This is a genomic window from Falsochrobactrum tianjinense, assembly GCF_019100495.1.
In the GTDB taxonomy this organism is placed as follows: Bacteria; Pseudomonadota; Alphaproteobacteria; order Rhizobiales; family Rhizobiaceae; genus Brucella; species Brucella tianjinense.
On record NZ_JAHRVA010000004.1, the window covers coordinates 1 to 25642 of the forward strand.

Genomic DNA, 25642 nt, shown 5'->3' on the forward strand with positions numbered 1-25642 from the left:
TAACGTGGGGCTTGTTACGTTCGAATTTGCTCTTTGCCATCGCCGTTGTTCTCTTTGTTCTAGAACCGCTCGAGCGCCAGCCCGAAAGCCGTTCGACTTCTGGACCGGCATTTATGCCAAAACGGAACGGCGAACCGCCCGTCGATGATTCCTTACGCGCCTATCCGCCGTCGATAAATCTGGAGCGGGTAGCGGGAATCGAACCCGCGTATTCAGCTTGGAAGGCTGCTGCTCTACCATTGAGCTATACCCGCGCACTCTGACTCGGTCCAATAGTGGTGGAGGAAGTTGGATTTGAACCAACGTAGGCATAGCCAACGGATTTACAGTCCGTCCCCTTTAACCACTCGGGCATTCCTCCGGATAACACTATCAGCAGAGTCGAGCGACTAGGCATTTCGCGGGCTTCCGACTGACTTGCGAGCCAGCCATCGATCCGCGAGGGGCCTTATGCAGATAAGCTTTCCGCCTGTCAACAGGATAAAAGCGAAAAGAATGCATGTCCTTCCACAGCCTCGCGAAAGTCGCGTCCGCGCATGGGGCTACACCCCCGAAAAATCCGCGCTTTTGCGCGAACAAACAAACACCATCCACGCGTGCTTTTAATCGCACGACCTGCTATCTTCTACATGGTGAACACGATATAAGCAGCACCATGAACGATGAAAACTCCCCTCGCACACCAAAAGATTCTCACTATGCGCGCCTGCGTCGTCAGTACCGCGACCAAAAAGCCGACACTGAAGGTAAGCCTGCGCGTAAGCCGCAACGCCCGGTCTTTAGCGCCAATAAGATCACGGAAGGCACGGTACGGCTTTATGGCCTGCATACAGTGCGTGCGGCGGCAGAGAATCCCGCACGCAAGATTCTGCGCATGCGCGCAACCCGCAACGGCTTCGCGCGCCTAGAAATCGGCGAGGCGCAGAATCTACCCTTCCCTGTTGAAATCGTTGAACCGCGCGACATAGACAAGGAAACCGGGTCGGAGGCCGTCCATCAGGGCGTGATGATCGAAGCGGAGCCGCTGCGTCCAAAAAAGCTGTCGGAACTCAAGGAAAGTGTACTTTTGTTGGTTCTCGATCAGGTAACGGACCCGCATAATGTGGGCGCAATCATGCGTTCCGCGGTAGCTTTCGGCGCGGATGCCCTCATTACGACAAGCCGCCATAGTCCGCAGGAAAGCGGCGTTCTGGCCAAGGCAGCATCCGGTGCTCTGGAACTGATCCCTCATATTGAAGTGCGTAACCTTGCAGAAGCCATCGAAGAGCTTCATACACTCGGCTTCATAACCATCGGCCTTGATTCGGAAGGCCCGTTGGAAATGGAAGCCACGCTGAATGGGGACCGAATCGCCCTCGTTCTGGGCGCTGAAGGCAAGGGCCTGAGACAAAAAACCCGCGAAACCGTCACAGCTTTGGCACGGCTCGATATGCCAGGCGAGATCAAGTCGCTCAATGTATCAAATGCGGCGGCAATTTCCCTCTATGCTGCCGAGCGCTATCTGCGCGCCCGCGCCGCAGTCTGAAAGCGGGCCGCGTGTTTCACGCGGACCGGCTCGACCATCAGGCGGTGGCGATGTAAGTGCGAATATCTTCCGCCTCGCGCTCCACGTCCTCAATGCGCCGTTTCACAACGTCGCCGATGGAGATGATTCCCACCAGTTTGCCATTTTCTTCAACGGGCATATGCCGAAAACGGCTGCGTGTCATGACTTCCATGACCTGGTTGATCGTGTGATGTTCGCGGCATTTCTGAACATTGGCGGACATGAATTCAGACACCGGCTGCCCAACTGCCTTGTCCTGCATTAACGCGATAGCGCGTACGACATCCCGTTCCGAAAGGATTCCCCTGATTTGCCCGGTCGCATCGCAAACCACAAGCGCGCCGATCTTGCGCTGGTTCAAAACGGCGATGGCGTGCGCGAGCGTCTCGTCGGGTGCAATCACCACGACGTCTCGGCCTTTCAATTCGAGAATGGATCTAACAGTCATGCCAAAGTCCCTCCCAAGGTCTGAAAATCCACTATACGGAAACACCGCTACAGGATAACGCAACTCCTCCTGCTACGTTCCGTGATGGTGCACCTGCAATGCGGCTTTTGCAAGCGCACTAAAATGGGATGTCGAATAATTCTAACGCCTTAGAACGGCATCATAACCGCGTGGCCGATCGAGCAATGAAATGCCAAAGAAACCAGCCACGAATCCCCCGATATGCGCTTCCCATGCAATGCCGGAGAGATCGGCCCCGCCAGTCGAATAAAGCCCCGTGAGGATATTGATAAGAAACCAGACTCCAACGAAAGTCAGCACCGGTTTCAATGTCAGCGTCAGCCCCACCGGCAGAACCGGCCCGGCAAATTCCGAGCGCCGTCCATGCCCAACACGGCGGAAACCATAACGGGCCGCAGCCCCCATCATGCCGGAAATAGCCCCGGAGGCGCCGACAAGCGGTGTTACGCTTTCAGGGTAAAGCGCATAATGCGTCAGCCCGGCGATGATTGAGGTGAAGCCCCAGAACACCAGCATTCGCCCTGTGCCAATGCGCCCCGCAAGCGGCGAACCGAACGCTGCAAGCCAGATCATATTGACGGCGATATGCGCGGTTCCTCCATGCATGAACGAATAGCTGATAAGGGTGAATAGCGCCGCAGGATCGAAAAAACCACCTGCTAATGAGAAACGTGCCGGTATGAGCGCGAAGTTCAGCATGAACCCGTAATTCTCTTGCTCGCTTATTATATAGGTCTGAAAAATATAAACAGCGGCGCAAATACCGATAAATGCAAGGACGACGCCGGGGATGTTGAATATCGGCTCGCTGCCCGCCGGTCGATTTCCATTATTGCGCATTTGAGGCTGGGGCATGCTCATGAGTGGCCGCTTTCATCTGCAAGAGAACTGACGCGACGCAAGCCGACCGCGCGCCTGGAGAATACTGATTCTTGATAAGTGACAATCTGTCAAAAATAAAGGCCGCCGAAGTATCCCGGTCGGCCTTGTCGCAAATGTTAAGCACTTGCGAGATGCAGTCTGGAGATCAGAAAAAAGCTCAATTAACCCAATGGCTTCTCCCGACATGTCATCAAACCGCTGTAATCGGAGCTTTGCAACTATTACTTATTGTTAACCTTAATAGACGCGCTCGGTGGATGAATGAAGCGTTAAGCTGGTCTCGCCTGCGTTAATACTATTTTAATGTGCTGATTGTCGGGGCCGGCCCGCAAAAGTCCAGATTCAGGGCAACCAGCATATGATGAAACACCGTAGCACGATCGCAATTTTCAGCGAATGGCAGCGACTGGCTTTCAGCTGGGACGGCAGCCTGCATGCACCCTCGCGAGAATCTATCGCACCGCGCAAATTGGGGCGGCATCTCTCAGATCTGTTTTTCCTTGAAGAGGACGAAAGCGGCGAACTGATCTTCCGCCTCGCCGGGACACGCGTTTGCGCTCTCTTCGGGCGCGAACTCAAAGCCACACGTTTTCTTTCCCTCTGGCCCGGACGCAACCACTCTGCCCTGGATGAACTGATCCTGGAAATAAATGACCTGCTGGTTCCCGCTATAAGTTATCATGATGGCATCAGCCTTGCAGGGCGCAGCCTCGCATTTGAAATGCTGCTCGCTCCGCTCGAATCGCATAAGGGACAGAAAACGAACCTTCTCGGCGCCATATCGCTGCTTGATGACGTCACATGGGCTGGAGCCGATCCGCTTGTACTGGCCAGTCTCAATGCGATCGAGCCACTGGCGCCCGATCTGGCATTCACGCAAGAAACTAGCCGTCCGTCGGTCATGACCGTTAATGCACCAATCCGCACCCCAAGCCGGAGCCGTATTCACCCTCGGCCTCAAACGCCGCTATTGCGCGTCATCGCAGGCGGAAAAGCCTGAATCCGGCAGGTTCCCAAAAGTAAACGCAAACTAAGGTTACGGATTGGCAAACCCAAATATCGACCCGAAACGCATAAAACAGGTCAAAAACCAGCAATAAAAGGACTAAATCTGGCAATTCTGAACAAATTATTGCCGGATTATGAGCAGTTTTAGTCAAATTAGACTCGCATTTTCACGCTCAAGTTTGCCCGCCCTCAAATTCTTGCCGTCATTTTGTTTCCAACACGGAGACGAAGAATGGCAAGGCAAACGAGCTTTACGGCAATCATCGCAGCAATCCTGATGCTGTCGGGAACGGTTTTGGCACAAGCTGCCAACCCTGCTTCCAACTCGCCTTGGATGCCGACCGGAGAGCGCACCTCGCAACCTATCGGCCATTATGAATTTTGCGAACGCCATCCAGCGGAGTGCAATATCCGCAGCCTAGCAAATGCTCCGGTCACGCTCACAATGAAGCTCTGGCAGCAAATCATTGCAGTAAACGCGAGCGTCAACGAAAAAATTGCCCCGCGCACAGATATGGAGGTTTGGGGCCGCGAGGAATATTGGGAATATCCCACGACCGCTGGTGATTGCGACGACTACATGCTGTTGAAGCGCCGTGAACTGATGGCCCTTGGCATTCCGGCCCATACCTTGCTGTTCACGGTGGTGCGTCAGTCCAACGGCGAAGGTCATGCCGTATTGACGGTTCGTACCGACCGCGGCGATTTCATTCTCGACAATCTCGACCAGCGTGTTCTGGCCTGGAACGAAACCGACTATACGTACCTCAAGCGCCAATCCACAGCCAACACTGGCGTATGGGTTTCGATCCGAAGTGATCGCGATCTGCTGGTCGGCAGCATCCGCAACTGATCTATGCAGGCTCCAATCCTCGCATGAAAGACCGCCCCTTCTCTACATAGTGTTGTGCGGAATCTCTCAGCCGATCAATGGCGGTCGCATCAAGCTCGCGGATCACGCGCGCAGGCGACCCAACGATCAGAGAATTATCGGGAAACTCCTTGCCTTCAGTGACCAGTGCCCCTGCTCCGATCAGGCAGTTCTTGCCGATCTTTGCGCCATTGAGCACAATCGCCCCCATGCCGATTAATGTATTGTCACCAATCGTGCAGCCATGCAGAATGGCACGATGACCGATGGTGCAACCTTTTCCGACTGTAAGCGGAAAGCCTATATCCGTATGCAGGACGCAATGTTCCTGAATATTGCTGTCTTCGCCGATGGCGATCAACTCATTGTCGCCGCGTAGCACGGCGCCAAACCAGAAACTGGCATTTTCCCCCGCCACGACCTTGCCGACAAGGCTTGCATCCGGTGCAATCCAGTTGCTGTTCTGGTCGGCAAACTGCGGTCTGTGTCCATTATACGCGTAGATGGGCATGGCTTTCCTCCGTGGTAAGTCTGTTTAGTAGCAAAGCCCGTAAAGCGAAACCAATAAAAACGCCCTCCCCGTTGGCGGAGAGGGCGCGGCAAACTGCTCGTGCAAGCTTCGATATTACAGATCGACGTCGAGGATCGCCATCGAGAAATTGTAGGACAATTCGCCCTCGTCCTCGTCCTTATAGACGAGGCCCAGAAATTCATCGCCGAGATAAAGTTCAGCCGAATCGTTCTTGCGCGGACGCGCCTTCACCTGCAAGCTAGGATTGTTGAAGGTCCGTTTGAAATAAGCATCCAGTTTCTTGAGTTCTTCGGGTTTCAACCGGCTTCTCCTGATAATGATTTGGAGCCGGTTTAATGCACCCGGCATTATACGATGTAAAGACCTATCCGAAAGTGGAAAAGCCCATGCACGGATAGTTCATGGCCACATGCAGCATATAGGACGCCCGCTGCAAAAAGACAGCGGGCATATCCGGTAATTGTCAGAAAATCAGATGCCGTCGCCCAGCATATGCTCGTCAAAAGCCCGTTCGCCCAACGTCTGATCCATAATGCGCGAAGGCTCGGCGCAGCCGCTTTCGCCCACGACCTTGGCTGGAACGCCTGCAACGGTGCTGTTTTGAGGAACGGGTTTGAGCACGACCGAACCAGCGGCAATTTTCGAGCAATGGCCGACCTCGATATTGCCGAGAATTTTTGCGCCCGCACCGATCAGCACACCGTGGCGGATTTTCGGATGGCGGTCGCCGCCAGCTTTGCCCGTCCCGCCAAGCGTCACCCCATGCAGGATGGACACATTATCTTCGATCAGGGCTGTTTCGCCGACCACCAATCCGGTAGCGTGATCCAGAAACAGTCCACTGCCAAATTTTGCCGCCGGGTGGATATCGGTCTGGAACATCGATGATGACCGGCTTTGCAGATAATAAGCAAAGTCCTTACGGCCTTCCTGATAGAGCCAGTGCGCCAGCCGGTGCGTCTGGATGGCGTGAAAGCCTTTCAGATAAAGAACCGGGTCCATGAAACGATTATAGGCGGGATCGCGATCATATACCGCCTGAATATCGACGCGCAAAATCTGCGACCATCCTGGATTCGCGTCCAGCATCTTCTCGAAGGTCTGCCGCAAAATATCCGCACTCACGTCCGCATGGCCGAGACGTTCCGCGATACGATGCATCACCGCATCTTCCAGCGTCGGCTGGTTGAGAATTGTAGCATATAAAAACGACGCCAGAATCGGATCGCTGCTGGCAGCGTCTGCCGCTTCAGCACGAATGGAATGCCATATAGGATCGAGCTGCCCCAACTTAGAGGGCGCTTTTGCCGTCGTAGAAGCCGACATCATGCATTACTCCGGTTTCTCACCTGTGATCTACGATGCGAATTGAGCGTATACCATATCGCAAAATACGGTGCCTTGACACCCGCACATATCGGTGCCGCCCTGCAAACATACAAGTGATATATGCATCGCATCACGTCAAAGAGCGTTCTCTTCAAGGAACGCCAATACGCCTTTTTTATAAACCTTGTCGCCCACTGCCAACATATGATCTCGCCCCGGAATATCCAGCGCCTGCCCATTGGGCAGCATATCGGCCAGTTCCTGTGGGTTTCCGGCTATATCGTCGGTGGTTCCGACCGCAACCAGAACGGGCTGCATGATGCGCGCAATCGCGGCTGCGGACACCAGTTCCTTGGAAGTGACAACACAAGCAGCAAGCGCAATGCGGTCGCTTTTGGTCTGGTCGGCAAATTTGCGGAACATCTGTCCGCGTGGCAGCGTGATGGTCTGCGGATCTTCCGCCAGCAGCGCCTCGCCAATGGTTTCCCAGTCACCTGCTCCCGTCACCATTCCGATGCCAAGCCCGCCAAATACGGCGCTGTGCACGCGCTGCGGGTGCTCGATGGCTAGAAATGCACTGATGCGCGCGCCCATGGAATAGCCCATCACATGGGCCTTTTCGATGCCCAGATGATCGAGCAACGCAGCCGCATCTCCCGCCATTTTGCTTGGCGTATAATCCTGCGCGTCGTGGCTTTTTGTAGAAAACCCGTGTCCGCGGTTGTCGATGGCGATCACGCGATAGCCCGCTTCCATCAATGTACGGAACCAGCCCGGCGAGACCCAGTTGACTAGACTGGAAGAAGCGAAGCCATGAATGAGCAGGATGGGGTCGCCTTCCCCATCCTGACGGTACGCAAGCCGCATGCCGTCATGTTCGAAATATTCGATATCGAGCGCACTCACCTGTTATTTCCTTTAATTCTCGCAGCTGTATGCTCAATTTCGGCATTCGCCGCAAATGATCCGGTGGATCGCCCTGTCACCACGCTTGATACCGGTCTTTTTAACAGTACCGGCTAGAAGTTCAACGACATAAGCCGCAGGCGTTTCGGATGAAATAATATCTTCCGAAAAAGGTACGGCGTTTTCATAAATGGACGATACGTGTCCGGTATCGTCAAGAAATACCATGTCGAGCGGTGATGGCGTGTTTTGCATCCACATCATGATTCTACGCATCTCGCCAAAGACGAAAAGCATCGCGCGATCTTTTGGAAAATCGGTTCGCCACATAAGACCGCGCACACGCGCGGCATCCGTGTTCGCAATCTCGACGCCGAAGGCAACCTTGCCATTTTGGGTATTGAAAACCAGCAACTGCGGGTCCACTGGCAGTTGCATTGGCTTCGTTTCCTGCGCCTGCGCTCCAACGGCAAAAAACATGAATACGAGTGCGAGAAGAATGCGGCCCATGGGTGCTTTATCCAGATTGACCGCACAATACGGTTGAGTCTCAAAGACTACCAATCAGTCTTGACAGCAGCAAGACCTCAGTTCCCGCACGCTCGCTGTAATCCGGGATAGTTCAAAATCAATGGGAAACAGGGACAGCCGTTCCAATGTCAGGATGGATTTCCGCAGCCATCAGCCCCTTATCGCCGGTACCAAAGCGAATCAGGACCACCTGGCCGGGACGCAGTTCCATCATGCCGAAACGGCGCAGGGTTTCCATATGGATGAAAATATCTTCCGTACCTTCACCGCGCGTCAGAAAGCCAAAACCCTTGGTGCGATTGAACCATTTAACGATAACCCGCTCCAGCCCGCTCGACGGCGTTACGGTGACATGCGTGCGCTGCGGCGGCATCTGCGCCGGATGGACAGCCGTTGACGTGTCCATCGAAAGAACTCGGAAACATTGCATACCGCGTTCGCCCTGCCGCACTTCGCAGACGATACGGGCGCCTTCCAGCGCAGTCTGGAAACCGTCGCGGCGCAGCGAAGTGACGTGAAGCAGAATATCCGACAGCCCCGACTCGTCTGGAACGATGAAGCCATATCCTTTGGCCACATCGAACCATTTGATGTGACCTGAAACTTCCTTGAGTTCGCCAAGCTCTTCCGAGGAGTTCTGATTGCGAAACTGGTCGTCCGACACAGATTTTTCCGCCATACGCTCACCCCTCCTCTACTGTCCCGTTGCAATTCTGACCTGATTCTTGCCCAAAGAATAACACTTCCTTAACCGGAGGCGGCAAGCCTAATCTTTGACAGTTTCTAGGATGACCACAGGCTTTATGCCTTTATCGTCCAATTCTGGCTGTGGCGGAACATATGGCAGATCGCCAATTCGGCAACTTCGCCGCTTGCCTTTTTATTCTGTCAGCCTGCCAATAAATCCGGCCGGAAGCTGAACCAAACGCGCGGGAATAGGTTAACTTCCATCATCCACCATCCCACGAATCAGGAGAAGATTATGCGCTATCTGCATACAATGGTCAGAATTCGCGATATCGACGAATCGCTAGATTTTTATGTGAACAAGTTTGGGCTTGAGGAAATCCGCCGCACGGAGAACGAGAAAGGCCGCTTTACGTTGATCTTCCTTGCCGCGCCTTCGGACAAGGACCGCGCCAAGGCGGAACGCGCGCCTGAACTGGAACTGACCTATAATTGGGACGCCGAAACCTATACCGGCGGACGTAATTTCGGCCATCTCGCCTATATGGTCGATGATATTTACGCGACCTGCCAGAAATTGCAGGATAAGGGCGTCACCATCAATCGCCCGCCGCGCGACGGCCATATGGCTTTCATCAAATCGCCGGACGGTATTTCCATTGAATTGATCCAGAAGGGCGAAAGCCTTGCACCGCAGGAGCCATGGGCTTCGGCTGAAAATATCGGAAGCTGGTAAGACAAAAAAGCCCGGTCACACGACCGGGCTTTTCCTGAGGTTAGATCACTCCGTTCCCTGAATTGCGGCAAGTTTCCACTCGCCGCCATCCTTGCGGGTATAGGTCCAGACTTCGACGCTTTCCTCCGGATTTTCAAGATCGCCCTGCACGACCGCGCCCGTATTGCGATCCCGCATAATGTCGATTGCCGAATAGCGAATTGCGACGGTGGCGTAATCAGTGTCGCCTTCGCGCCAGGCTTCGGAAATATCGCCCTGAAGCAGCTTTACATCCTTCACTTCATTGCGCATGCCGCCCGAAGCGATTTCGCCCAGTTCTTCCGCCAGATAGGACATGGCTTCCGGCGTGGTGAGCGCCCGCAGCGCCGCATAGTCCTCGCGGCTATAAGCGCCCTGAATTTCTGTCAGCATTTCTTCAAATCGGTCGAGATCGCTCTGGCCGATTTCAATTGGCTCATCTTCCGCCGCCCCCGCTGCTGCTACCTCAGGGGCTTCTGGCTGCTTTTGCTCAAAAGGATTAACCGATGGAGCCCGAGCGCCAAAACCTGGCTGTGGTGCTGCGGTTTTCGCCACGCCGAAGCCCTGGGCGCCTGCATTGCCTGCGCCGGCTGCTGCCGTCTGGCGGCGATTGGCGAACATGCGCATGACGAACATGGCGATCAAAGCAATGACTGCCACCTGAAGCAGCAGGCCGAACATGCCTGCAAGTCCGCCAAGTCCGTTCCCAAGCAGCATGCCAATGAGACCACCGACCAGCAGGCCGCCCAGCATGGAGCGCCCGAAATTGCCGAACATGCCGCCCGAACGTTGCGCTGCCGCATTCTGCGCACCTGCGGCAGGGCGATTGGTCTGTGTGTTCGTGCCGGTATTGGGCGTCATCGAACGCTGGATCGGCGCCGCATTATTCGGCGCGGTGCGTGTGGGCGCGGGTGCCTGATAGGTGCGTGCGCCCCGGCTGCCAAAACCGCCGCCGCCACGGCGCGCCTCGGCGAAATCGACAGCGGCAAAGGAGGCGGCAAGCCCCAATATAAGTGCAGCTGTCAGTTTAGTCAGGCGTTTTGCAGAACCCGGCATAAATTTCTCCCGATTGGAATTTAAAGTCCGCACGCATATGGGAATGAAACCCTGCATTTCACAAGTGCATGAAGCAAATAAATCCTGATTTTTCAAAGCGGCAATGCCGCATCGAGAATCTGAATCTGCGGCGTAACCGAACCATTCCAGTGATTGAGAGAAAGATTGCCCACCACATGTACATTCTGGCCTATATTATTGAAAAGAAACCGGCCTAGATCACTCTCTGCCGCGCGGAATGCGATGGCATTGATCCGCTTGCCGTCCGCACCGCGCAGTGCCACGCGTACATGGTCGCGACCAACACCACGAACATCGGCCAATATATGATGCGGGAGCGCCAGAACGGGCTGCGGATACGCCGAACCATAAGGCCCGGCCTTCTGCAAGGCTTCATAAAGGGCTACCGTCGCGCCGGAAGCTGCCACCGCTCCATCGATGGAGAGGCTTTGCCTTTCGCGCAAGCCGGCGACGGTCGCCGCCGATTCTTCCTCGAAAAACGCCCGTAACGCTCCAAGCTTGCTGCGCTCAATGGTGATGCCCGCAGCCATGGCATGACCACCGCCCTTCACCAGAAGCCCTTTTTCCACCGCTTTGCGCACCAACCTGCCAAGATCAAGTCCAGCGATTGAGCGCCCCGACCCGGAGCCAATACCATTGGCGTTGAAGGCAATGGCGAAAGCCGGACGGCGCGCTTTTTCTTTCAGACGGGAGGCAAGAAGTCCGACAATGCCCGGATGCCAATGGTCGTTGGCGGTCACGATCACGGACGCGCCGCCGCCGCCGGATAGCTCAAGCGCTGCCTCGGCTTCTGCTTCCATCAACATCTCGGCTTCCATGGCCTGCCGTTCCTGATTAAGCCGATCAAGCTCAATGGCGATGGGCTGCGCCAGCCCCGGATCGTCCAAAGTGAGCAGCCGCGCGCCAAGCCCCGCATCGCCGATACGCCCGCCCGCATTGATGCGTGGGCCGATCAGGAAGCCCAGATGGAACACATTGAGCGGCTCGCCAATCCGCGCGACGCGCCCAAGGGCCGCAAGCCCGGCATTGCTCTGGCTGCGGGCGACCAGCAGCCCCTTGACCACAAAGGCACGGTTGACCCCCTTAAGCGGCACCACATCGCAAACCGTTGCCAGCGCCACCAGATCCAGCATGCCCAGCAAATCCGGCCCCGCCCCCCTGCCCCGCTCTCGCAGAATTTTGACAACCAGCACCAACGCCAGAAAGACCACACCCGCAGCGCAGAGATGTTCCTGCTGCGAAATATCGTCTTCGCGATTCGGATTGACGATCGCCGCCGCATCTTCGGGCAGATCGCCGGCAAGCTGGTGATGATCGAGCACGACCACATCGGCCCCCGCCTGTTTTGCCGCCGTGATCGATGGCGCGCTGTTGGTGCCGCAATCGACGGTGACGATCAGCGACGCGCCCTTGGCGACCAGTTCGCACATCGCGTCGGGATTGGGGCCATATCCCTCAAAAATACGGTCGGGAATATAGATCGAATGCGCAATGCCATAATGCTTGAGGAAGCGCGCCATCAGCGCCGATGAACAGGCTCCATCCACATCGTAATCGCCAAAGATCGCGACAGTCTCACGTCGCTCTATGGCATCGGCGATACGGCCTGCGGCTTTTTCCATATCGGTCAACGATGAGGGATCGGGCATGAGATTGCGCAGGCTCGGATCGATGAATTCCGGCGCGCCCTCCACGGTGACGCCGCGCCCGGCAAGAACGCGCGATACAAGATCGGAAATGCCATGATGCTGCGCAATGGCGAGTGCCGTGTTGGCTTCACGCAGGCCGAGTCGGTCAATCCATTTCTGGCCAGTTACGGATTGGCGGATTCCGAGGAAGAGGCGTTCTGTTGTCATATCCCTGTTAAGACACAAAAGGCGGCATTTTTGCAATGCCGCCTTTGCCAATCACAATAGCGTCCTGTCAGAATTTGGAGAGATCCTGATGTCGCGCCTTGATTTCGCGGATCGTCTGCGAACTTGAACGCATGACGATCGTATGGGTCTGGATATAGTCGCGGGCGAATTTGACGCCTGAAAGCATATTGCCATCTGTTACGCCGGTCGCGGCGAACAGCACATCGCCCTTGGCCATTTCTTCCATCGTATAGATCTTTTTGGGATCCGCGATCCCCATTTTGGCTGCGCGTACGATTTTCTCCTCGCTATTGAGCTGGAGCCGACCCTGCATCTGGCCGCCAATGCAGCGAAGAGCCGCCGCCGCCAGAACACCTTCCGGGGCACCGCCAATGCCGATGTAAATATCGATGCCGGTTTCGTCCGGGTCAGTCGTATGCATCACACCCGCCACATCGCCATCCCCGATCAGGCGGATCGCAGCGCCCGTTGCGCGCACTTCCTCGATGAGGCGGGCATGGCGCGGACGGTCCATGATGCAGGCTGTGATTTCGTGCGGCTTCACGCCCTTTGCCTTGGAGACCGACATGATGTTGTCGGTCGGCGTCGCATCGAGATTGACGACGCCTGCGGGGTAACCGGGGCCAACCGCGATCTTTTCCATGTAAACGTCCGGTGCGTAGAGAAGATTTCCCTTCTCTGCAATGGCAATGACGGCCAGCGAATTGGGCAGGTTCTTGGCGCAGATGGTGGTGCCTTCCAGCGGATCGAGCGCGATATCGACGTCCGGTCCCTGCTTGGTGCCGACTTCCTCACCGATATAAAGCATCGGCGCTTCGTCGCGCTCGCCTTCACCGATGACGACCGTACCGGCAATCGGCAGGCGGTTGAGTTCCTGGCGCATTGCGTCGACAGCAGCTTGATCGGCGGCCATTTCATCGCCGCGCCCACGCAATCTCGCCGCTGCTACGGCTGCACGCTCCGCCACGCGGACCAGTTCCAGCGTAAGGATACGATCCAGCCCCTGAGGTTGCTGCTCTACAGTCTTGGCCATGTGAACAAGTCCCGAATTCGAATTACATCAAATGCGGCAGAAGGCCGCTCAACCATCACTATAGCAACCCACACAGCCATTATAGCGATATCGTGCAAACCTTTTGTCAAACTCCCCCGCCGCTCGCAAGAGGCGAAACCTGAAAACAGTGTGCGCTCAAAGACTTAATCGATTTAAGATCAAAACTCCCAAGCGCGGCCTTTTAATCGTGCAAAGTTTGTAACGGCCTCAGCCCGCCCGTTCAATCCGTATCATCTGCGGCTTGTTCACCAGGTGATCGTCTTTCAGAATCGCTTCGAGCGACTTGCGAACCGCGGATTCCGTTGTCTCATGGGTGACGAGAATCACCGTCTTGATACCGTCCTGCACGTCGCTGTCCATCCGCGGACGCTGAACGATGGATTCAAGCGAGATGTCATTTTCGGCCATGCGCTTGGCGATCGCGGCGAATGCGCCGATCCGGTCATGAACCGTAAGGCGGATGAAATAGCCGCCCGCATGTTTGCGCATCTTGGCACGCTTATATGGCTGCAACGCCTTGGCAGGCGTGCCGAATACCGGTCCATGCTGGAAGCCCGGGCGGCTCTTGGCGATATCAGCCAGATCACCGATCACAGCGGAAGCGGTCGCATTGCCGCCTGCACCGGGGCCTGACAGCAGAAGTTCGCCTAAAAGATCGGTTTCGATCGCCACAGCGTTGGTTACGCCATGCACCTGCGCAATGACCGATGACACTGGCACCATGGTCGGATGCACGCGTTGCTCGATACCGGATTCGGTCTGCTGCGCTACGCCTAGAAGCTTGATGCGATAGCCCAACTCGTCCGCCGCACGAATGTCGGCCAGCGAAATGTTGCTGATGCCTTCCAGATAAATATCGTCAGCGGCGATCTGCGTGCCGAAGGCAAGGCTGGTCAGCAACGCAAGCTTGTGCGCTGTATCGTTGCCCTCGATATCGAAAGTCGGATCGGCTTCCGCATAGCCAAGGCGCTGCGCGTCCTTGAGGCAGTCCTTGAAGGAGATGCCCTCTTCCCCCATACGGGTGAGAATATAATTGCAGGTGCCGTTGAGAATGCCATAGACGCGTGAAACCGTATTGCCAGTAAGCGATTCACGCATCGCCTTGATGACCGGAATACCGCCTGCCACCGCCGCTTCGAAATTCAGCAGCACGCCCTTTTCTTCGGCGATTTTTGCAAGCTTGACACCATGGCGGGCCAGCAGCGCCTTGTTGGCCGTCACGACATGATGGCCCGTGCGCAACGCAGCCTCGACAGCCGCCTCGGCAGGCCCGTTGTCGCCACCGATCAGTTCGACGAAAACGTCGATTTCATCACTCTTGGCGAGTTCTACCGGATCGTCGAACCACATCATGCCGGAAAGATCAGCACCGCGATCACGCGTCCTGTCGCGCGCGCTCACGGCTGTAATTGTCAATTGCTTGCCGCATTGGCGAGTGAGCATGTCGGCATTGTCACATAGAATACGCAACACCGAAGCACCAACGGTGCCCAGTCCGGCAACGCCGATCCGCAATGCATCACTCATTATTTCGACCTTCTGAATTATTGGCTGAATTATTGGCTGTAAAGGGGCAAGAAGCAGCAAGAGCCGACCATATGGCGGCTCTTGCATGCTGAGGGCCATCCGTCAACGGCGACCTTCAAGCGGAATGATATTGTGCAGGTTCTCATCCTTGGTGGACAGGAAGCGCTTGATATTGCGCGCTGCCTGGCGGATGCGGTGCTCGTTCTCGACCAGCGCGATGCGGACATACTCATCACCATGCTCGCCAAAGCCGATACCCGGCGCGACCGCGACATCGGCCATCTCGACCAGAAGCTTGGAGAACTCAAGCGAACCCATGGCCCGGAAGCGTTCGGGAATCGGAACCCAGGCAAACATCGTCGCAGCCGGTGGCGGTACATCCCAGCCAGCGCGGCCAAAGCTTTCGACCAGCACATCGCGGCGCTGTTTGTAGATATTGCGCACATAGGTGATGTCCGACCCGTCGCCATTGAGCGCTGCCGTGGCAGCAACCTGAATAGGCGTAAACGCACCGTAATCGAGATAGGATTTCACCCGCGTCAGCGCGGCAATCAGGCGTTCGTTGCCGACCGCAAATCCCATGCGCCAGCCGGGCATAGAATACGTCTTTGACATGGAGGTAAACTCCACCGTCACATCCATCGCTCCGGGAACTTCCAGCACCGACGGCGGCGGATTGCCATCAAAATAGATTTCCGAATAAGCCAGATCCGAAAGGATGATGAGATCATTCTTGCGCGCGAAAGCCACCACATCCTTGTAGAAGTCCAGCGTCGCCACATAGGCCGTCGGATTGGATGGGAAATTGAGAATGAGCGCCAGTGGCTTGGGGATCGAATGCTTGACCGCGCGTTCCAGCGCCGGAATGAACTGGTCATTCGGCTTGGCCTGAATCGAGCGGATCACTCCGCCCGACATGATGAAGCCAAACGAATGGATCGGATAGGTGGGATCAGGGCAAAGCACGACATCGCCGGGAGCAGTGATCGCCTGGGCCATATTGGCGAAGCCTTCTTTGGAGCCGAGCGTCGCCACAACCTGCGTATCCGGATCGAGCTTCACGCCGAAGCGGCGCGCATAATATTGCGCCTGAGCGCGGCGAAGGCCCGGGATGCCCTTGGATGCCGAATAACGATGCGCGCGCGGATCCTGCACCGCCTCGCAAAGCTTGTCGACAATGTTCTGCGGCGTAGGCAGATCGGGGTTACCCATGCCTAAATCGATAATGTCGGCTCCCGCCGCTCGCGCCGATGCCTTCAGGCGATTGACCTGTTCAAAGACATAGGGTGGCAAACGACGGACTTTATGAAACTCTTCCGACATGATCCTATTCCAAAGGAGGGTTAAAAGTAAGAGCGCATACGCGCCGCAAAGGAGCTATACACCGGTTATCGAATCGGGTCGAGACTTGTTGCAGTCTTGAAATGAGGCTTTTTTTATCAGAAAAAGCTTATTCTTGTCCGGCTTCGATCTCTCGGAGCGTTGCATCCGTTTCTTCCTGCGCCTGCTTGCGCAGCGCGGCAGCTTGAGCAGGCGTCACGCCTGCATTCGCAGAGCGCGTGGCTGCCAGACGAGTGCGGTCGGAATCAAGCGTCGATGTGATCTGCTCTTTTTCTTCCGCCGTAATCTGCACAGTCGCAGCCTTGGGCATGCGACCAAAGGTCGGATAAGTACCTGTCTTCGCCGCTCCCTCCTGCGGCACGCCCTGAAATTCCGGCCCGCCCGCACAACCGGCAAGGAAAGCTGCGGCTGTCGCTGCCAGCATGAGATTGGCAATCTGCCGCGCGCGCTTGATCATAGTTCCGTTTCCCGATTCGTCTCTTGAACACCTGCGCACTCTGCGCACAGCAAATATTTCACGGTAAAAGGGATAGCACCAACTCGACACTCCCTGTCAATAAGCGAGTTTCGGACCGCGCCTATTCCCTTGCCGTCTGCTTCATGCATTAACTCAATATAACCTAAAGTTACATATAGTAATATAACGTTATATTACTATATCTTGCGATCCTTTTGACCAGAATAAGGCGCTCCATGCTTTCCATAGTTGCGTTTACCAATTAAAAAGCATAAATATTGGTCCTGATTACCAATAGGTGGTTTGCGCCTTCATGCATCTGTCTGAATATATCCTATGTGTATTTGCGATAGCGCATTGACGAGATTGGTTTATCTACCCGGTAAAAAACCGGGCCTTGTAAGGAAGTTCGTCTAGCACAAGTGGCGAGACAACACGGGAGAACCGCCCTCCCGAAATCAGGCAGGCCCGGATGTCTCCGGTTCGCCAGGCTGGTCGGAGAAATCGAGCCGGAGCAGACTCTTGAAATATGTAGAATCTTCACGTCAGACGACCAGAAGGCTTCTTTCCGGCAGCGTCGCCTTTCTCGCGCTCGTTCTGTCGTCCTGCACCTCCACCGGCGATGGTACGATACCGATGCAGATGAGCGCCAGCACCGATGGCTCAATGGTTGCAGAAGCGCTTCAAAGCGCAGCGGACCAGAGCGCAACCGCCAAAACAGCGGCAGAAACCGACACTGAAGCAGAGAAAGTGGAGACGCGATCCGAAACGCCAAAGCAGGCAACAATCGCCGAAGCAGCCGATCCGGGAAAGCCACAGCAAGCAGCGATCAGCGCAAGCGAACCTTCTGAAGAAGAACCCGCTCAGGTTGCTGCCCTTGCCTCCCCGACAAAACCCAACTCTCTATTTAGCCTGTTTGGTAGTAAATCCGGCAAAACCCTGCCCCCTCCTTCCCCCGATACGGCTGAAACACCGTCAACTGACGAACCTGCGTCTGTCGCCACCGTTGCCCCGGCAGAAGAACCGCCACAAACTGCGGCGGAAAAACCAGCCGAACAGGAAAAGCCTACCGAAGTCACCTCTCTTTTTGGCTCCGCTAAAAATGCCAGTGCTTTTGTGTCGCCGCAACGACCTGCTGCCTCCCAAGGCAGCATTGCAAGATTGTTCAACGATGAAGTGGCAAGCAGCTCCGGCAAATCGGATAACAAAGAACGAGCTGTCGTAAAGCCGGCTTCCTCGTCCGCAAAAGACTATGATTACTCTCTCCCCGGCGTCCGCCCCAATGGCGGCATTGAGATCAAGCATCGCAAGAGCATCTATGACGACAGTGATATCGATGCCAATGAATATGACTATTACTCAGGCATACAGCTTGCATCGGCACCCGGGCTTGCGCGCCTTGCACCAAACGGCCTGAAAGTACAGCGCGAAACGGTTGACGTGGCATGCCTCAAGCCGCAACTCGTCACGATGCTGAAAACGATGGAGCGGCATTTCCGCCGCCCTGTCATGGTGACGTCTGGCTACCGCAGCCCCTCTTATAATCGCAAGGTCAATGGCGCACGCAGGTCGCTACATATGATTTGCGCGGCGGCCGATATCCAGATCGATGGTGTTTCCAAACGGGAACTTGCCCGGTATGCCCGCTCCATGCCGGGCCGTGGTGGCGTTGGCACTTATTGCCACACAAAGTCGGTCCATGTGGATGTTGGCCCCGAACGCGACTGGAACTGGCGCTGCCGGAAATGACTACGCAAGAGTTTTCTTTTATTTCAATAAGATAGACAAATCACCCACAGCAGCTCCGTCATTAATATGCCCCTGAAGCAATATTTTTCCGGAAAACTTGTATTAAGGGCTTGCGAGTCAGGGGCTTCCTGCATATAAGCCCACACACACCAGCAACGGGCGCCCATCGTCTAGCGGTTAGGACGCCGCCCTTTCACGGCGGAAACAGGGGTTCGATTCCCCTTGGGCGTACCACTTGCTGACCTCTCCTTAAAAACTAAATACGGCGTGGATGATCTTTCGGTCCTTCACATTGTTTTTCTTATTGAAATTTGCACAAAAGCACTTGCGCATAGGAATTTTCCTGCATATAAGCCCACTCGCACCAGCAACGGGCGCCCATCGTCTAGCGGTTAGGACGCCGCCCTTTCACGGCGGAAACAGGGGTTCGATTCCCCTTGGGCGTACCATTTGCCAGCGTGCTTCTCGCTTAGAATTGATCCAGCAATAGATGACATCGCCTGTCCGGTACTGTAGGCACCTTTGTGCCATATAGTGAAACGGGATTCACCTCATGCCTCAAAGCACTGCAATCGTTCCCACCGCCCATGCCAGCCGCTACTTGCAGCAACTCTGCAAACACTGGGCGCATAAATTTACCACGGAATTTACGCCGGAGCACGGACACATCGATCTGGGCGAAAATCGCATCGTGATTCTCAAAGTCGAGCCGGAGCAACTTGTCGTTGAAGTTGACGCTCCCGACGATGCCCTGCCCCAGATGGAAGGTGTCGTTGCAAGCCATATCGTGCGCTTTGCCTTCCGCGAGGAACTCATCTTCAACTGGGTCAGGCAATAGGAACGACAGCCGAGGCTTGCGACAACCCTTTTCCGAATCTAAATAGGGGTTTCTTTCCATGCTTTTTCCCTCACCCCTCGTTACCGGTCGCCTTGAGCGTCGCTACAAGAGGTTTCTGGCCGACGTCACCCTTGATGACGGCCAGCCTATCACGGCTTCGGTTCCCAATACCGGCTCCATGCTGGGGCTGACAACGCCCGGCTCCCGCGTCTGGCTAAGTGTCTCTGATGCCCCGCATCGCAAATATGCCCACACGCTCCAGATCGTAGAGGCTGACAATACGCTTGTCGGCGTTAACACTGGCCTGCCCAATCGAATCGCCGAGGAAGCAATCCTTTCCGGCCTCCTCCCGGGATTGAGCAATTATCGCAGCCTCAAACGCGAGCAAAAATACGGACGCAATTCGCGTATAGACATTCTGCTTGATGACGGCGAAGACCCGCGCGTTTATGTGGAAGTGAAGAATGTGCACTTCACCCGTACGCTAAAGCTTGCCGAATTTCCCGACACTGTCACCGCACGCGGGGCCAAACACCTCGATGAACTAGTTGATGTCGTTGCCGCTGGTCATCGGGGCGTGATGCTGTTTATTATTCAGCGTAGTGATTGCGACAGATTCAGCATTTCAGGCGATCTTGACCCCACTTATGCGCGTGCTTTTGAGCGCGCCCTCGCATCCGGGGTTGAGGCTTGGGCAGTTCGGTGCCAAATAACAGATAAAGGCATTCATGCCACGCAGGTGGTGCCGATAGAATAGAAAGACAGGTCGAGAAATGGTGACTTATATTGAAGCGACAAGCGCGCCCCTGAAATATACGGGCCAGATCAGGCTTTATGGGCCGGAAGCTTTTGAGGCCATGCGCAAGGTTTGCAATATCACCGCGCGCTGTCTCGACGCGCTGAACGATGTCGTAAAGCCCGGCGTTACGACCAATGAAATTGACCGTTTCGTCTTTGAGTTCGGCATGGATAACGGCGCGTTTCCCGCGACGCTGAACTATCGCGGCTATACGAAGTCTACCTGCACCTCGATCAATCATGTCGTCTGCCATGGCATTCCCAATGACAAGCCGCTGCGCGAGGGCGAGATCGTCAATATCGACGTGACATACCTGCTGGATGGCTGGCACGGCGATTCAAGCCGCATGTATGCAGTGGGCGAAATCAAGCGTTCCGCTGAACGCCTGCTGGAAGTGACCTATGAAAGCCTTTTGCGCGGCATTTCTGTCGTCAAGCCGGGCGTGAAGACTGGAGCGATCGGCGCTGTAATCCAGTCCTATGCCGAGGATGAACGCTGCTCGGTGGTGCGCGATTTCTGCGGCCATGGCGTCGGCCAGCTTTTTCACGACGCGCCCAATATCCTGCACTATGGCACGCCCAATGACGGCGTGGAGATCAAGGAAGGCATGATCTTTACGATCGAACCGATGATCAATCTCGGCAAGCCCGGCGTCAAGGTTCTGTCGGATGGCTGGACTGCGGTAACACGCGACCGCTCGCTGACCGCACAATATGAGCATACAGTTGGCGTCACCAGCAATGGTTGTGAAATCTTTACCCTTTCACCAGAGAATGTCTTCGGCCCGCCCACCATGCGATAAGAATGGAATAAGATTGTCTGTCTGTTTCGGTGGGGGTTAGAACAGAATGGCACAAGACAGGAAAAAGTCGGGAAACCCTGACTTCCCCGGCTTTAATGATGGAATCCAGATGGCGGCCCCTCTGGAAAAGCCGCACCATATGGGCCACCGTGAGCGGCTGCGCCAGCGCTTCAAGGCGGCGCCCGACACATTGGCCGACTATGAACTGCTTGAACTTCTGCTTTTCCGGGTCATCCCGCGCGCAGATACAAAACCGCGCGCCAAAGCCCTGCTGAGCCGCTTCGGTTCGCTCGCAGAAGTTCTGGGAGCCTCCGAACAACTGATTGCGGAAACACCGGGCGTCGGCCCTTCCATAGCCCTTGATCTGAAAATCATTGAAGCCGTAGCCAAGCGCTCGGCACGAAGCACGGTCATGGAACGTGAGGTGCTGGGCTCATGGAGCAAAGTCGTCGAATATTGCACCGCCGCCATGGCCTTTGAGCCGCGCGAACAATTCCGCATTCTGTTTCTCGACAAGAAAAACCGCCTGATAACCGACGAAGTACAGCAGCAGGGAACCGTCGATCATACGCCCGTCTATCCGCGCGAAGTGGTAAAGCGCGCGCTGGAACTCTCCGCCACCGCCATCATATTGGTCCACAATCATCCTTCCGGGGACCCGACCCCCTCGCGCGCGGATATAGACATGACCAAACTCCTGATTGAGGCGGCCAAGGCGCTCAATATCACAGTGCATGATCACATTATCGTCGGCAAGCATGGCCATGTGAGCATGCGTGGGCTGAAGCTTATCTGATTTCGTCTCACCGCCTGCGTTGCAGCGTTACTTCTCGTTAAGTATAATCGGCAAAACGATGCGCAAACCCTTGCGCGTTCGCCGTTTTTCTTAAATTTGGACACAATCGCAAGCGACCAGAGCCATAGTTTGAAGATGGCGGCATCAGCCCTTCAGCCATGCAAGCATACTTTCCGCCAGCGTTTCGGGCGGGAAAACCGGAGTAATAAATGTTTAAGCGTTCCAACGTTGCTGCGGCGCTCGGTGCCGCAATTATCGCCTTTGCAAGCCCGTCTTTCGCAGCCGATGCATTCGGCGATACGGATTACAGCTACAATGACCCCGTCGCCGCAGGGCCGCATGACTGGTCCGGCAATTATGTCGGCGCGCAGATCGGCGCTTCCTCGTCCAGAGTTCCCAGCCCGTTCACAAATCGCACCGGCCTGCTCGGCGGCGCAGTCGTAGGCAAGAACATGCAGAGCGGCAATATCGTTTTCGGTGGTGAACTGGAGGGCAATTTTGCCGAAGCCGAACATCGCATCGGCAATGGCGGCAGCCTCCAGCAATCCTGGAACGGTAATGCAAAAGCCAAGGTCGGCTATGCTTTCGACAAAACGCTGGTTTATGGCACTGCCGGTTATGGCGTAACGCGCTTCAAGGCCAAGGACGCAACCACTTCCGCACCTGGCTGGGAAGGTGGTGTATTGATTGGCGCAGGCGTGGAGCAAGCCATTTCCGGCCCGCTTTCCCTAAAGGCTGAATATGACTTCCAGCGTTTCAACAATGTGAAATCGAAGGTGAATGGTGTGAGCCAGCGTAACGACCTGAAGAATCACTCTATCAAGGCCGGCCTGAACTATCGTTTCTGATTCCAGTTACCACGCAGGTCATGCCGATTGCGCATGAACCGATCCGCTCTTTGCAACAAAGGCTGCGCTTACCCGCGCAGCCTTTTCTATTAGACCTTTTGTCAATCCGAAACCGGATGCCCGCCACTCGTACGAGCTTGACACTTCCATGCCCCAACATCTTAATAACATCGATTTAAATGGGGCTTTCTTCATCCGCTATCCGGCCGTTCAGCTAGGAATGATAAATGCAACGTGTTTTCGACGGACATAATGATGTCCTCCTGCGCCTATGGGAAAACCGCCGAAACGGCGGGAACCCTGTCAAGGAATTCATCGACGGCACCAAGGCTGGCCATCTTGACCTGCCCCGCGCCAAAGCAGGCGGAATGGCAGGTGGCATTTGCGCCATTTACATTCCTTCAAGCCACCATATTGAACTGGCTAGAACGAATGCTGACGGCGCCTATGAAACGCCGCTGGCCCCGCCGCTCGAACGCAGCCCCTCTCTCGAGATCGCGCTGGAGATTGCTTCCATCGCCCTGTGCCTGGAAGAGGCCGGAGGCTGGAAAATCTGCCGCAGCGGCAAGGACCTCGACGAAACACTTGCAACTGATAAATTCGCTGCCGTCCTCCATATGGAAGGCTGTGAGGCCCTTGATGCAGACCTGGCAGCGCTCGACGTCTTTTATGCTGCGGGCCTGCGTTCACTGGGGCCAGTCTGGAGCCGCAACAACATATTCGGTCATGGCGTGCCTTTTGCCTATCCCATGTCTCCTGATACCGGCGCCGGATTGACAGATGCAGGCAAACGCCTCGTAAGAGAATGCAATCGCAAAGGCATCCTCATTGATCTAGCCCATATTACCGAAAAAGGTTTCTGGGATGTGGCGGAACTCAGCGATCAGCCGCTGATCGCGAGCCACTCCAACGTTTATACCCTCACACCAGTCGCCCGTAACCTGACTGATCGCCAGCTTGATGCGATCCGCGAACGCAAAGGCGTTGCAGGTCTCAATTTTGCAACCACCATGCTGCGATCTGACGGGCAAGAAAATGCGGCTACGCCGCTTTCCGACATGGTGCGTCACATCGACTATATGGTTGAACGCATGGGCATAGACTGCGTGGCGCTCGGGTCGGATTATGACGGCGCGACCATACCTTCAGAGATAAGTGATGCTGCCGGAACGCAGAACCTTGTCGCCGCTTTGCAAAAAGCCGGATATGGTGAAAACGAGCTTGCCAAACTTTGCAGACAGAACTGGATAAGAGTTCTCAAAGAAGCCTGGCACGAAGCAGTCTGACTGGTCTACAACTTACATAAAACACGAAAGGGAACTCAAGATGATGCATTTTGGACGTTTTCGCATTCTCGCTGCGGGCGCAGCAGTGTCAGCCCTTCTGGCCGCAAGTCCGGCCTGGACGGCAACGCCCGCCGACACGCTGGTCGAAGCATGGGCCATCGATGACATCATCACGCTCGATCCGGCTGAGTCCTTCGAAATCAGTCCCGCGGAAATCCTCGGCAACGCCTATGACATGCTGGTGCGCCTCGATCCCAGCGATACGTCAAACGTCGTGCCAGGCATCGCCGAAAGCTGGACCATATCCGATGACGGCCTTACCTATACGTTCAAGCTCAGGCAGGACGCCAAATTTGCTTCCGGCAACCCGATCACCGCTGCAGATGTGGCCTATTCCTTCGAGCGCGTCGTACGCCTCGACAAAAGCCCGGCCTTCATTCTCACCCAGTTCGGCCTGACCGGCGAGAACGTCACTGAAAAAGCAAAGGCCGCCGACGAAAGCACTTTCGTTCTCACCGTCGACAAGCCCTATGCGCCAAGCTTCGTGCTCAACTGCCTCACCGCAACGGTGGGCGCGATCGTCGACAAGAAGCTTCTCGAAGAACACGCGCAAAAAGTTACGGCAACCGACGACTATAAATATGACACCGATTACGGCAATGCTTGGCTCAAGACCGGTTATGCCGGTTCGGGCCCGTTCAAGATTCGCGACTGGCGCGCCAATGAAGTCGTCGTCATGGAGCGCAACGACAACTATTATGGCGAAAAGGCCAAGCTGGCTCGTGTTTTCTACCGTCACGTCAAGGAAAGCGCCACACAGCGCCTGATGCTCGAATCCGGTGATGTTGACGTGGCGCGTAACCTGGAACCTGGCGATTATGAAGCGGTTCAGAAGAATTCCGACCTGACCACCGTCAGTGCTCCGAAGGGTACCGTCTATTACATCAGCCTCAATCAGAAGAATGAAAACCTTGCCAAACCGGAAGTCCGCGAAGCGTTCAAGTATCTGATCGATTATGACGCTATTGGCGCGACGCTGATCAAAGGCATTGGCGAAATCCGCCAAACCCATCAGCCCAAGGGCGTTCTGGGCGCACTAGACTCCAATCCATACAAGATGGACATCGAAAAAGCCAAGGAACTGCTTGAAAAGGCAGGCCTCAAGGATGGTCTTTCCATTACTTTCGACGTGCGCAATACTCAGCCCGTCACTGGCATTGCCGAATCCTTCCAGCAAAACGCTGCTCAGGCAGGCATCAAGATCGAGATCATTCCCGGCGACGGCAAGCAGACGCTGACCAAATATCGCGCACGCAATCACGATCTTTATATCGGCCAGTGGGGCATGGATTATTGGGACCCCAATTCCAATGCGGAAGCATTCACCAGCAATCCCGACAATGGCGACGATGCCGCCAACAAGACGCTTGCCTGGCGCAACGCCTGGGATATTCCGGAGCTGACCAAACAGACTCAAGCCGCCCTTCTGGAGCGTGACAATGAAAAGCGCGCTGAAATCTATCGGAAGCTACAGCAGGAAGCACTCGATCAAAGCCCCTTCGTCATGATTTTCCAGCAGACGGAAGTCGCCGGCGTGCGCGGTAATGTGAAGGACTTCAAGCTCGGACCGACTTTCGATTCGAACTTCCTCGCCCCCGTCAGCAAGGATTGATTTA

General features: G+C 55.5%; 26 protein-coding genes and 4 tRNA genes. 14 read left to right on the forward strand and 16 right to left on the reverse strand.

What is annotated here, in order from left to right:
* Positions 1–180 precede the first annotated feature (180 nt).
* Positions 181–254 (reverse strand) — tRNA-Gly (locus tag KUG47_RS09900).
* 22 nt (positions 255–276) lie between these two features.
* Positions 277–361 (reverse strand) — tRNA-Tyr (locus KUG47_RS09905).
* A gap of 294 nt (positions 362–655) precedes the next feature.
* On the opposite strand from KUG47_RS09905, the gene KUG47_RS09910 reads away from it, so the two are divergent.
* Positions 656–1525, forward strand: a complete 870-nt coding sequence (locus tag KUG47_RS09910) for a TrmH family RNA methyltransferase (protein WP_217677819.1) — start codon at positions 656–658, stop codon at positions 1523–1525.
* A gap of 37 nt (positions 1526–1562) precedes the next feature.
* On the opposite strand, the gene KUG47_RS09915 is transcribed toward KUG47_RS09910, so the two are convergent.
* Positions 1563–1994, reverse strand: coding sequence for a CBS domain-containing protein (locus KUG47_RS09915; RefSeq protein WP_217677820.1), 432 nt, complete (start codon positions 1992–1994; stop codon positions 1563–1565).
* Positions 1995–2135: 141 nt separating this feature from the next.
* On the reverse strand, positions 2136–2876 hold the full coding sequence (locus KUG47_RS09920; RefSeq protein ID WP_217677821.1) for a rhomboid family intramembrane serine protease: 741 nt from the start codon (positions 2874–2876) through the stop codon (positions 2136–2138).
* Positions 2877–3258: 382 nt separating this feature from the next.
* On the opposite strand from KUG47_RS09920, the gene KUG47_RS09925 reads away from it, so the two are divergent.
* Together KUG47_RS09925 and KUG47_RS09930 are read left to right on the forward strand one after the other, a co-directional pair.
* Positions 3259–3897 (forward strand): PAS domain-containing protein, encoded by a 639-nt coding sequence (locus KUG47_RS09925; RefSeq protein WP_217678164.1) that lies wholly within the window; start codon positions 3259–3261, stop codon positions 3895–3897.
* A gap of 240 nt (positions 3898–4137) precedes the next feature.
* A complete protein-coding gene (locus KUG47_RS09930; protein WP_217677822.1) occupies positions 4138–4758 on the forward strand; it encodes a transglutaminase-like cysteine peptidase in 621 nt (206 codons plus the stop codon).
* A 1-nt stretch (position 4759) separates the two neighbouring features.
* On the opposite strand, the gene KUG47_RS09935 is transcribed toward KUG47_RS09930, so the two are convergent.
* The 6 genes from KUG47_RS09935 to KUG47_RS09960 form a co-directional block, all read right to left on the reverse strand.
* Complete coding sequence (locus KUG47_RS09935; RefSeq protein WP_217677823.1) at positions 4760–5287, reverse strand: gamma carbonic anhydrase family protein; 528 nt, start codon at positions 5285–5287, stop codon at positions 4760–4762.
* Positions 5288–5401: 114 nt separating this feature from the next.
* Positions 5402–5608, reverse strand: a complete 207-nt coding sequence (locus KUG47_RS09940; RefSeq protein ID WP_217677824.1) for a DUF3126 family protein — start codon at positions 5606–5608, stop codon at positions 5402–5404.
* A 171-nt stretch (positions 5609–5779) separates the two neighbouring features.
* Positions 5780–6634: a serine O-acetyltransferase gene (cysE, locus tag KUG47_RS09945; protein ID WP_217678165.1), complete on the reverse strand. Its 855-nt coding sequence runs from the start codon at positions 6632–6634 to the stop codon at positions 5780–5782.
* 138 nt (positions 6635–6772) lie between these two features.
* On the reverse strand, positions 6773–7543 hold the full coding sequence (locus tag KUG47_RS09950) for an alpha/beta fold hydrolase (RefSeq protein WP_217677825.1): 771 nt from the start codon (positions 7541–7543) through the stop codon (positions 6773–6775).
* 33 nt (positions 7544–7576) lie between these two features.
* Positions 7577–8053, reverse strand: a complete 477-nt coding sequence (locus KUG47_RS09955; protein WP_217677826.1) for a DUF192 domain-containing protein — start codon at positions 8051–8053, stop codon at positions 7577–7579.
* Between the two features lie 118 nt (positions 8054–8171).
* Positions 8172–8753 carry a cold-shock protein gene (locus KUG47_RS09960; protein ID WP_217677827.1) on the reverse strand — a complete coding sequence of 194 codons (582 nt, stop codon included), beginning with the start codon at positions 8751–8753 and terminating at the stop codon, positions 8172–8174.
* A gap of 303 nt (positions 8754–9056) precedes the next feature.
* Here KUG47_RS09960 and gloA point away from each other — a divergent pair, with 303 nt between their 5' ends.
* Positions 9057–9497 carry a lactoylglutathione lyase gene (gene gloA, locus KUG47_RS09965; protein WP_217677828.1) on the forward strand — a complete coding sequence of 147 codons (441 nt, stop codon included), beginning with the start codon at positions 9057–9059 and terminating at the stop codon, positions 9495–9497.
* A 45-nt stretch (positions 9498–9542) separates the two neighbouring features.
* Here the strand turns inward: gloA and KUG47_RS09970 are convergent, their stop codons facing one another.
* From KUG47_RS09970 to KUG47_RS09995, 6 genes are all read right to left on the reverse strand, one after another.
* On the reverse strand, positions 9543–10571 hold the full coding sequence (locus KUG47_RS09970; RefSeq protein ID WP_217677829.1) for a Tim44 domain-containing protein: 1029 nt from the start codon (positions 10569–10571) through the stop codon (positions 9543–9545).
* A 92-nt stretch (positions 10572–10663) separates the two neighbouring features.
* Positions 10664–12448 carry a single-stranded-DNA-specific exonuclease RecJ gene (recJ, locus tag KUG47_RS09975; RefSeq protein ID WP_217677830.1) on the reverse strand — a complete coding sequence of 595 codons (1785 nt, stop codon included), beginning with the start codon at positions 12446–12448 and terminating at the stop codon, positions 10664–10666.
* Between the two features lie 67 nt (positions 12449–12515).
* Positions 12516–13502, reverse strand: coding sequence for a class II fructose-bisphosphatase (glpX, locus tag KUG47_RS09980; protein WP_217677831.1), 987 nt, complete (start codon positions 13500–13502; stop codon positions 12516–12518).
* Positions 13503–13730: 228 nt separating this feature from the next.
* Positions 13731–15050, reverse strand: a complete 1320-nt coding sequence (locus KUG47_RS09985; RefSeq protein WP_217677832.1) for a homoserine dehydrogenase — start codon at positions 15048–15050, stop codon at positions 13731–13733.
* 102 nt (positions 15051–15152) lie between these two features.
* Positions 15153–16373, reverse strand: a complete 1221-nt coding sequence (locus KUG47_RS09990) for an LL-diaminopimelate aminotransferase (protein WP_217677833.1) — start codon at positions 16371–16373, stop codon at positions 15153–15155.
* Between the two features lie 127 nt (positions 16374–16500).
* Positions 16501–16848 (reverse strand): hypothetical protein, encoded by a 348-nt coding sequence (locus tag KUG47_RS09995; RefSeq protein WP_217677834.1) that lies wholly within the window; start codon positions 16846–16848, stop codon positions 16501–16503.
* A 522-nt stretch (positions 16849–17370) separates the two neighbouring features.
* Here KUG47_RS09995 and KUG47_RS10000 point away from each other — a divergent pair.
* From KUG47_RS10000 to KUG47_RS10045, 10 genes are all read left to right on the forward strand, one after another.
* Positions 17371–18597 carry a YcbK family protein gene (locus KUG47_RS10000; protein ID WP_217677835.1) on the forward strand — a complete coding sequence of 409 codons (1227 nt, stop codon included), beginning with the start codon at positions 17371–17373 and terminating at the stop codon, positions 18595–18597.
* A 159-nt stretch (positions 18598–18756) separates the two neighbouring features.
* Positions 18757–18831 (forward strand) — tRNA-Glu (locus KUG47_RS10005).
* Between the two features lie 140 nt (positions 18832–18971).
* Positions 18972–19046: transfer RNA gene (locus KUG47_RS10010), tRNA-Glu, on the forward strand.
* A 104-nt stretch (positions 19047–19150) separates the two neighbouring features.
* Positions 19151–19435, forward strand: a complete 285-nt coding sequence (locus KUG47_RS10015) for a DUF2218 domain-containing protein (RefSeq protein ID WP_217677836.1) — start codon at positions 19151–19153, stop codon at positions 19433–19435.
* Between the two features lie 58 nt (positions 19436–19493).
* Positions 19494–20192 carry a DNA/RNA nuclease SfsA gene (sfsA, locus tag KUG47_RS10020; protein ID WP_217677837.1) on the forward strand — a complete coding sequence of 233 codons (699 nt, stop codon included), beginning with the start codon at positions 19494–19496 and terminating at the stop codon, positions 20190–20192.
* Positions 20193–20208: 16 nt separating this feature from the next.
* Positions 20209–21036, forward strand: a complete 828-nt coding sequence (gene map / locus KUG47_RS10025; protein WP_217677838.1) for a type I methionyl aminopeptidase — start codon at positions 20209–20211, stop codon at positions 21034–21036.
* 46 nt (positions 21037–21082) lie between these two features.
* Positions 21083–21832, forward strand: a complete 750-nt coding sequence (gene radC, locus KUG47_RS10030; RefSeq protein WP_217677839.1) for a RadC family protein — start codon at positions 21083–21085, stop codon at positions 21830–21832.
* 209 nt (positions 21833–22041) lie between these two features.
* On the forward strand, positions 22042–22680 hold the full coding sequence (locus KUG47_RS10035) for an outer membrane protein (RefSeq protein ID WP_217677840.1): 639 nt from the start codon (positions 22042–22044) through the stop codon (positions 22678–22680).
* A 227-nt stretch (positions 22681–22907) separates the two neighbouring features.
* On the forward strand, positions 22908–23966 hold the full coding sequence (locus tag KUG47_RS10040; RefSeq protein ID WP_217677841.1) for a dipeptidase: 1059 nt from the start codon (positions 22908–22910) through the stop codon (positions 23964–23966).
* Between the two features lie 40 nt (positions 23967–24006).
* Positions 24007–25638 (forward strand): ABC transporter substrate-binding protein, encoded by a 1632-nt coding sequence (locus KUG47_RS10045; protein ID WP_217677842.1) that lies wholly within the window; start codon positions 24007–24009, stop codon positions 25636–25638.
* Positions 25639–25642: the final 4 nt, after the last annotated feature.

Bases quoted from the DNA above. Each gene is read 5' to 3' on its own strand.
- KUG47_RS10040 (WP_217677841.1), top strand. From the start codon at position 22,908: ATGCAACGTGTTTTCGACGGACATAATGATGTCCTCCTGCGCCTATGG.
- map (WP_217677838.1), top strand. From the start codon at position 20,209: ATGGTGACTTATATTGAAGCGACAAGCGCGCCCCTGAAATATACGGGC.
- KUG47_RS09985 (WP_217677832.1), bottom strand. From the start codon at position 15,050: ATGAGTGATGCATTGCGGATCGGCGTTGCCGGACTGGGCACCGTTGGT.
- KUG47_RS10035 (WP_217677840.1), top strand. From the start codon at position 22,042: ATGTTTAAGCGTTCCAACGTTGCTGCGGCGCTCGGTGCCGCAATTATC.
- sfsA (WP_217677837.1), top strand. From the start codon at position 19,494: ATGCTTTTTCCCTCACCCCTCGTTACCGGTCGCCTTGAGCGTCGCTAC.
- KUG47_RS09990 (WP_217677833.1), bottom strand. From the start codon at position 16,373: ATGTCGGAAGAGTTTCATAAAGTCCGTCGTTTGCCACCCTATGTCTTT.
- KUG47_RS09955 (WP_217677826.1), bottom strand. From the start codon at position 8,053: ATGGGCCGCATTCTTCTCGCACTCGTATTCATGTTTTTTGCCGTTGGA.
- KUG47_RS09925 (WP_217678164.1), top strand. From the start codon at position 3,259: ATGAAACACCGTAGCACGATCGCAATTTTCAGCGAATGGCAGCGACTG.
- recJ (WP_217677830.1), bottom strand. From the start codon at position 12,448: ATGACAACAGAACGCCTCTTCCTCGGAATCCGCCAATCCGTAACTGGC.
- glpX (WP_217677831.1), bottom strand. From the start codon at position 13,502: ATGGCCAAGACTGTAGAGCAGCAACCTCAGGGGCTGGATCGTATCCTT.
- KUG47_RS09910 (WP_217677819.1), top strand. From the start codon at position 656: ATGAACGATGAAAACTCCCCTCGCACACCAAAAGATTCTCACTATGCG.
- cysE (WP_217678165.1), bottom strand. From the start codon at position 6,634: ATGTCGGCTTCTACGACGGCAAAAGCGCCCTCTAAGTTGGGGCAGCTC.
- radC (WP_217677839.1), top strand. From the start codon at position 21,083: ATGGCACAAGACAGGAAAAAGTCGGGAAACCCTGACTTCCCCGGCTTT.
- KUG47_RS09935 (WP_217677823.1), bottom strand. From the start codon at position 5,287: ATGCCCATCTACGCGTATAATGGACACAGACCGCAGTTTGCCGACCAG.
- gloA (WP_217677828.1), top strand. From the start codon at position 9,057: ATGCGCTATCTGCATACAATGGTCAGAATTCGCGATATCGACGAATCG.
- KUG47_RS09920 (WP_217677821.1), bottom strand. From the start codon at position 2,876: ATGAGCATGCCCCAGCCTCAAATGCGCAATAATGGAAATCGACCGGCG.
- KUG47_RS10045 (WP_217677842.1), top strand. From the start codon at position 24,007: ATGATGCATTTTGGACGTTTTCGCATTCTCGCTGCGGGCGCAGCAGTG.
- KUG47_RS09930 (WP_217677822.1), top strand. From the start codon at position 4,138: ATGGCAAGGCAAACGAGCTTTACGGCAATCATCGCAGCAATCCTGATG.
- KUG47_RS10015 (WP_217677836.1), top strand. From the start codon at position 19,151: ATGCCTCAAAGCACTGCAATCGTTCCCACCGCCCATGCCAGCCGCTAC.
- KUG47_RS09915 (WP_217677820.1), bottom strand. From the start codon at position 1,994: ATGACTGTTAGATCCATTCTCGAATTGAAAGGCCGAGACGTCGTGGTG.
- KUG47_RS09995 (WP_217677834.1), bottom strand. From the start codon at position 16,848: ATGATCAAGCGCGCGCGGCAGATTGCCAATCTCATGCTGGCAGCGACA.
- KUG47_RS09970 (WP_217677829.1), bottom strand. From the start codon at position 10,571: ATGCCGGGTTCTGCAAAACGCCTGACTAAACTGACAGCTGCACTTATA.
- KUG47_RS09960 (WP_217677827.1), bottom strand. From the start codon at position 8,753: ATGGCGGAAAAATCTGTGTCGGACGACCAGTTTCGCAATCAGAACTCC.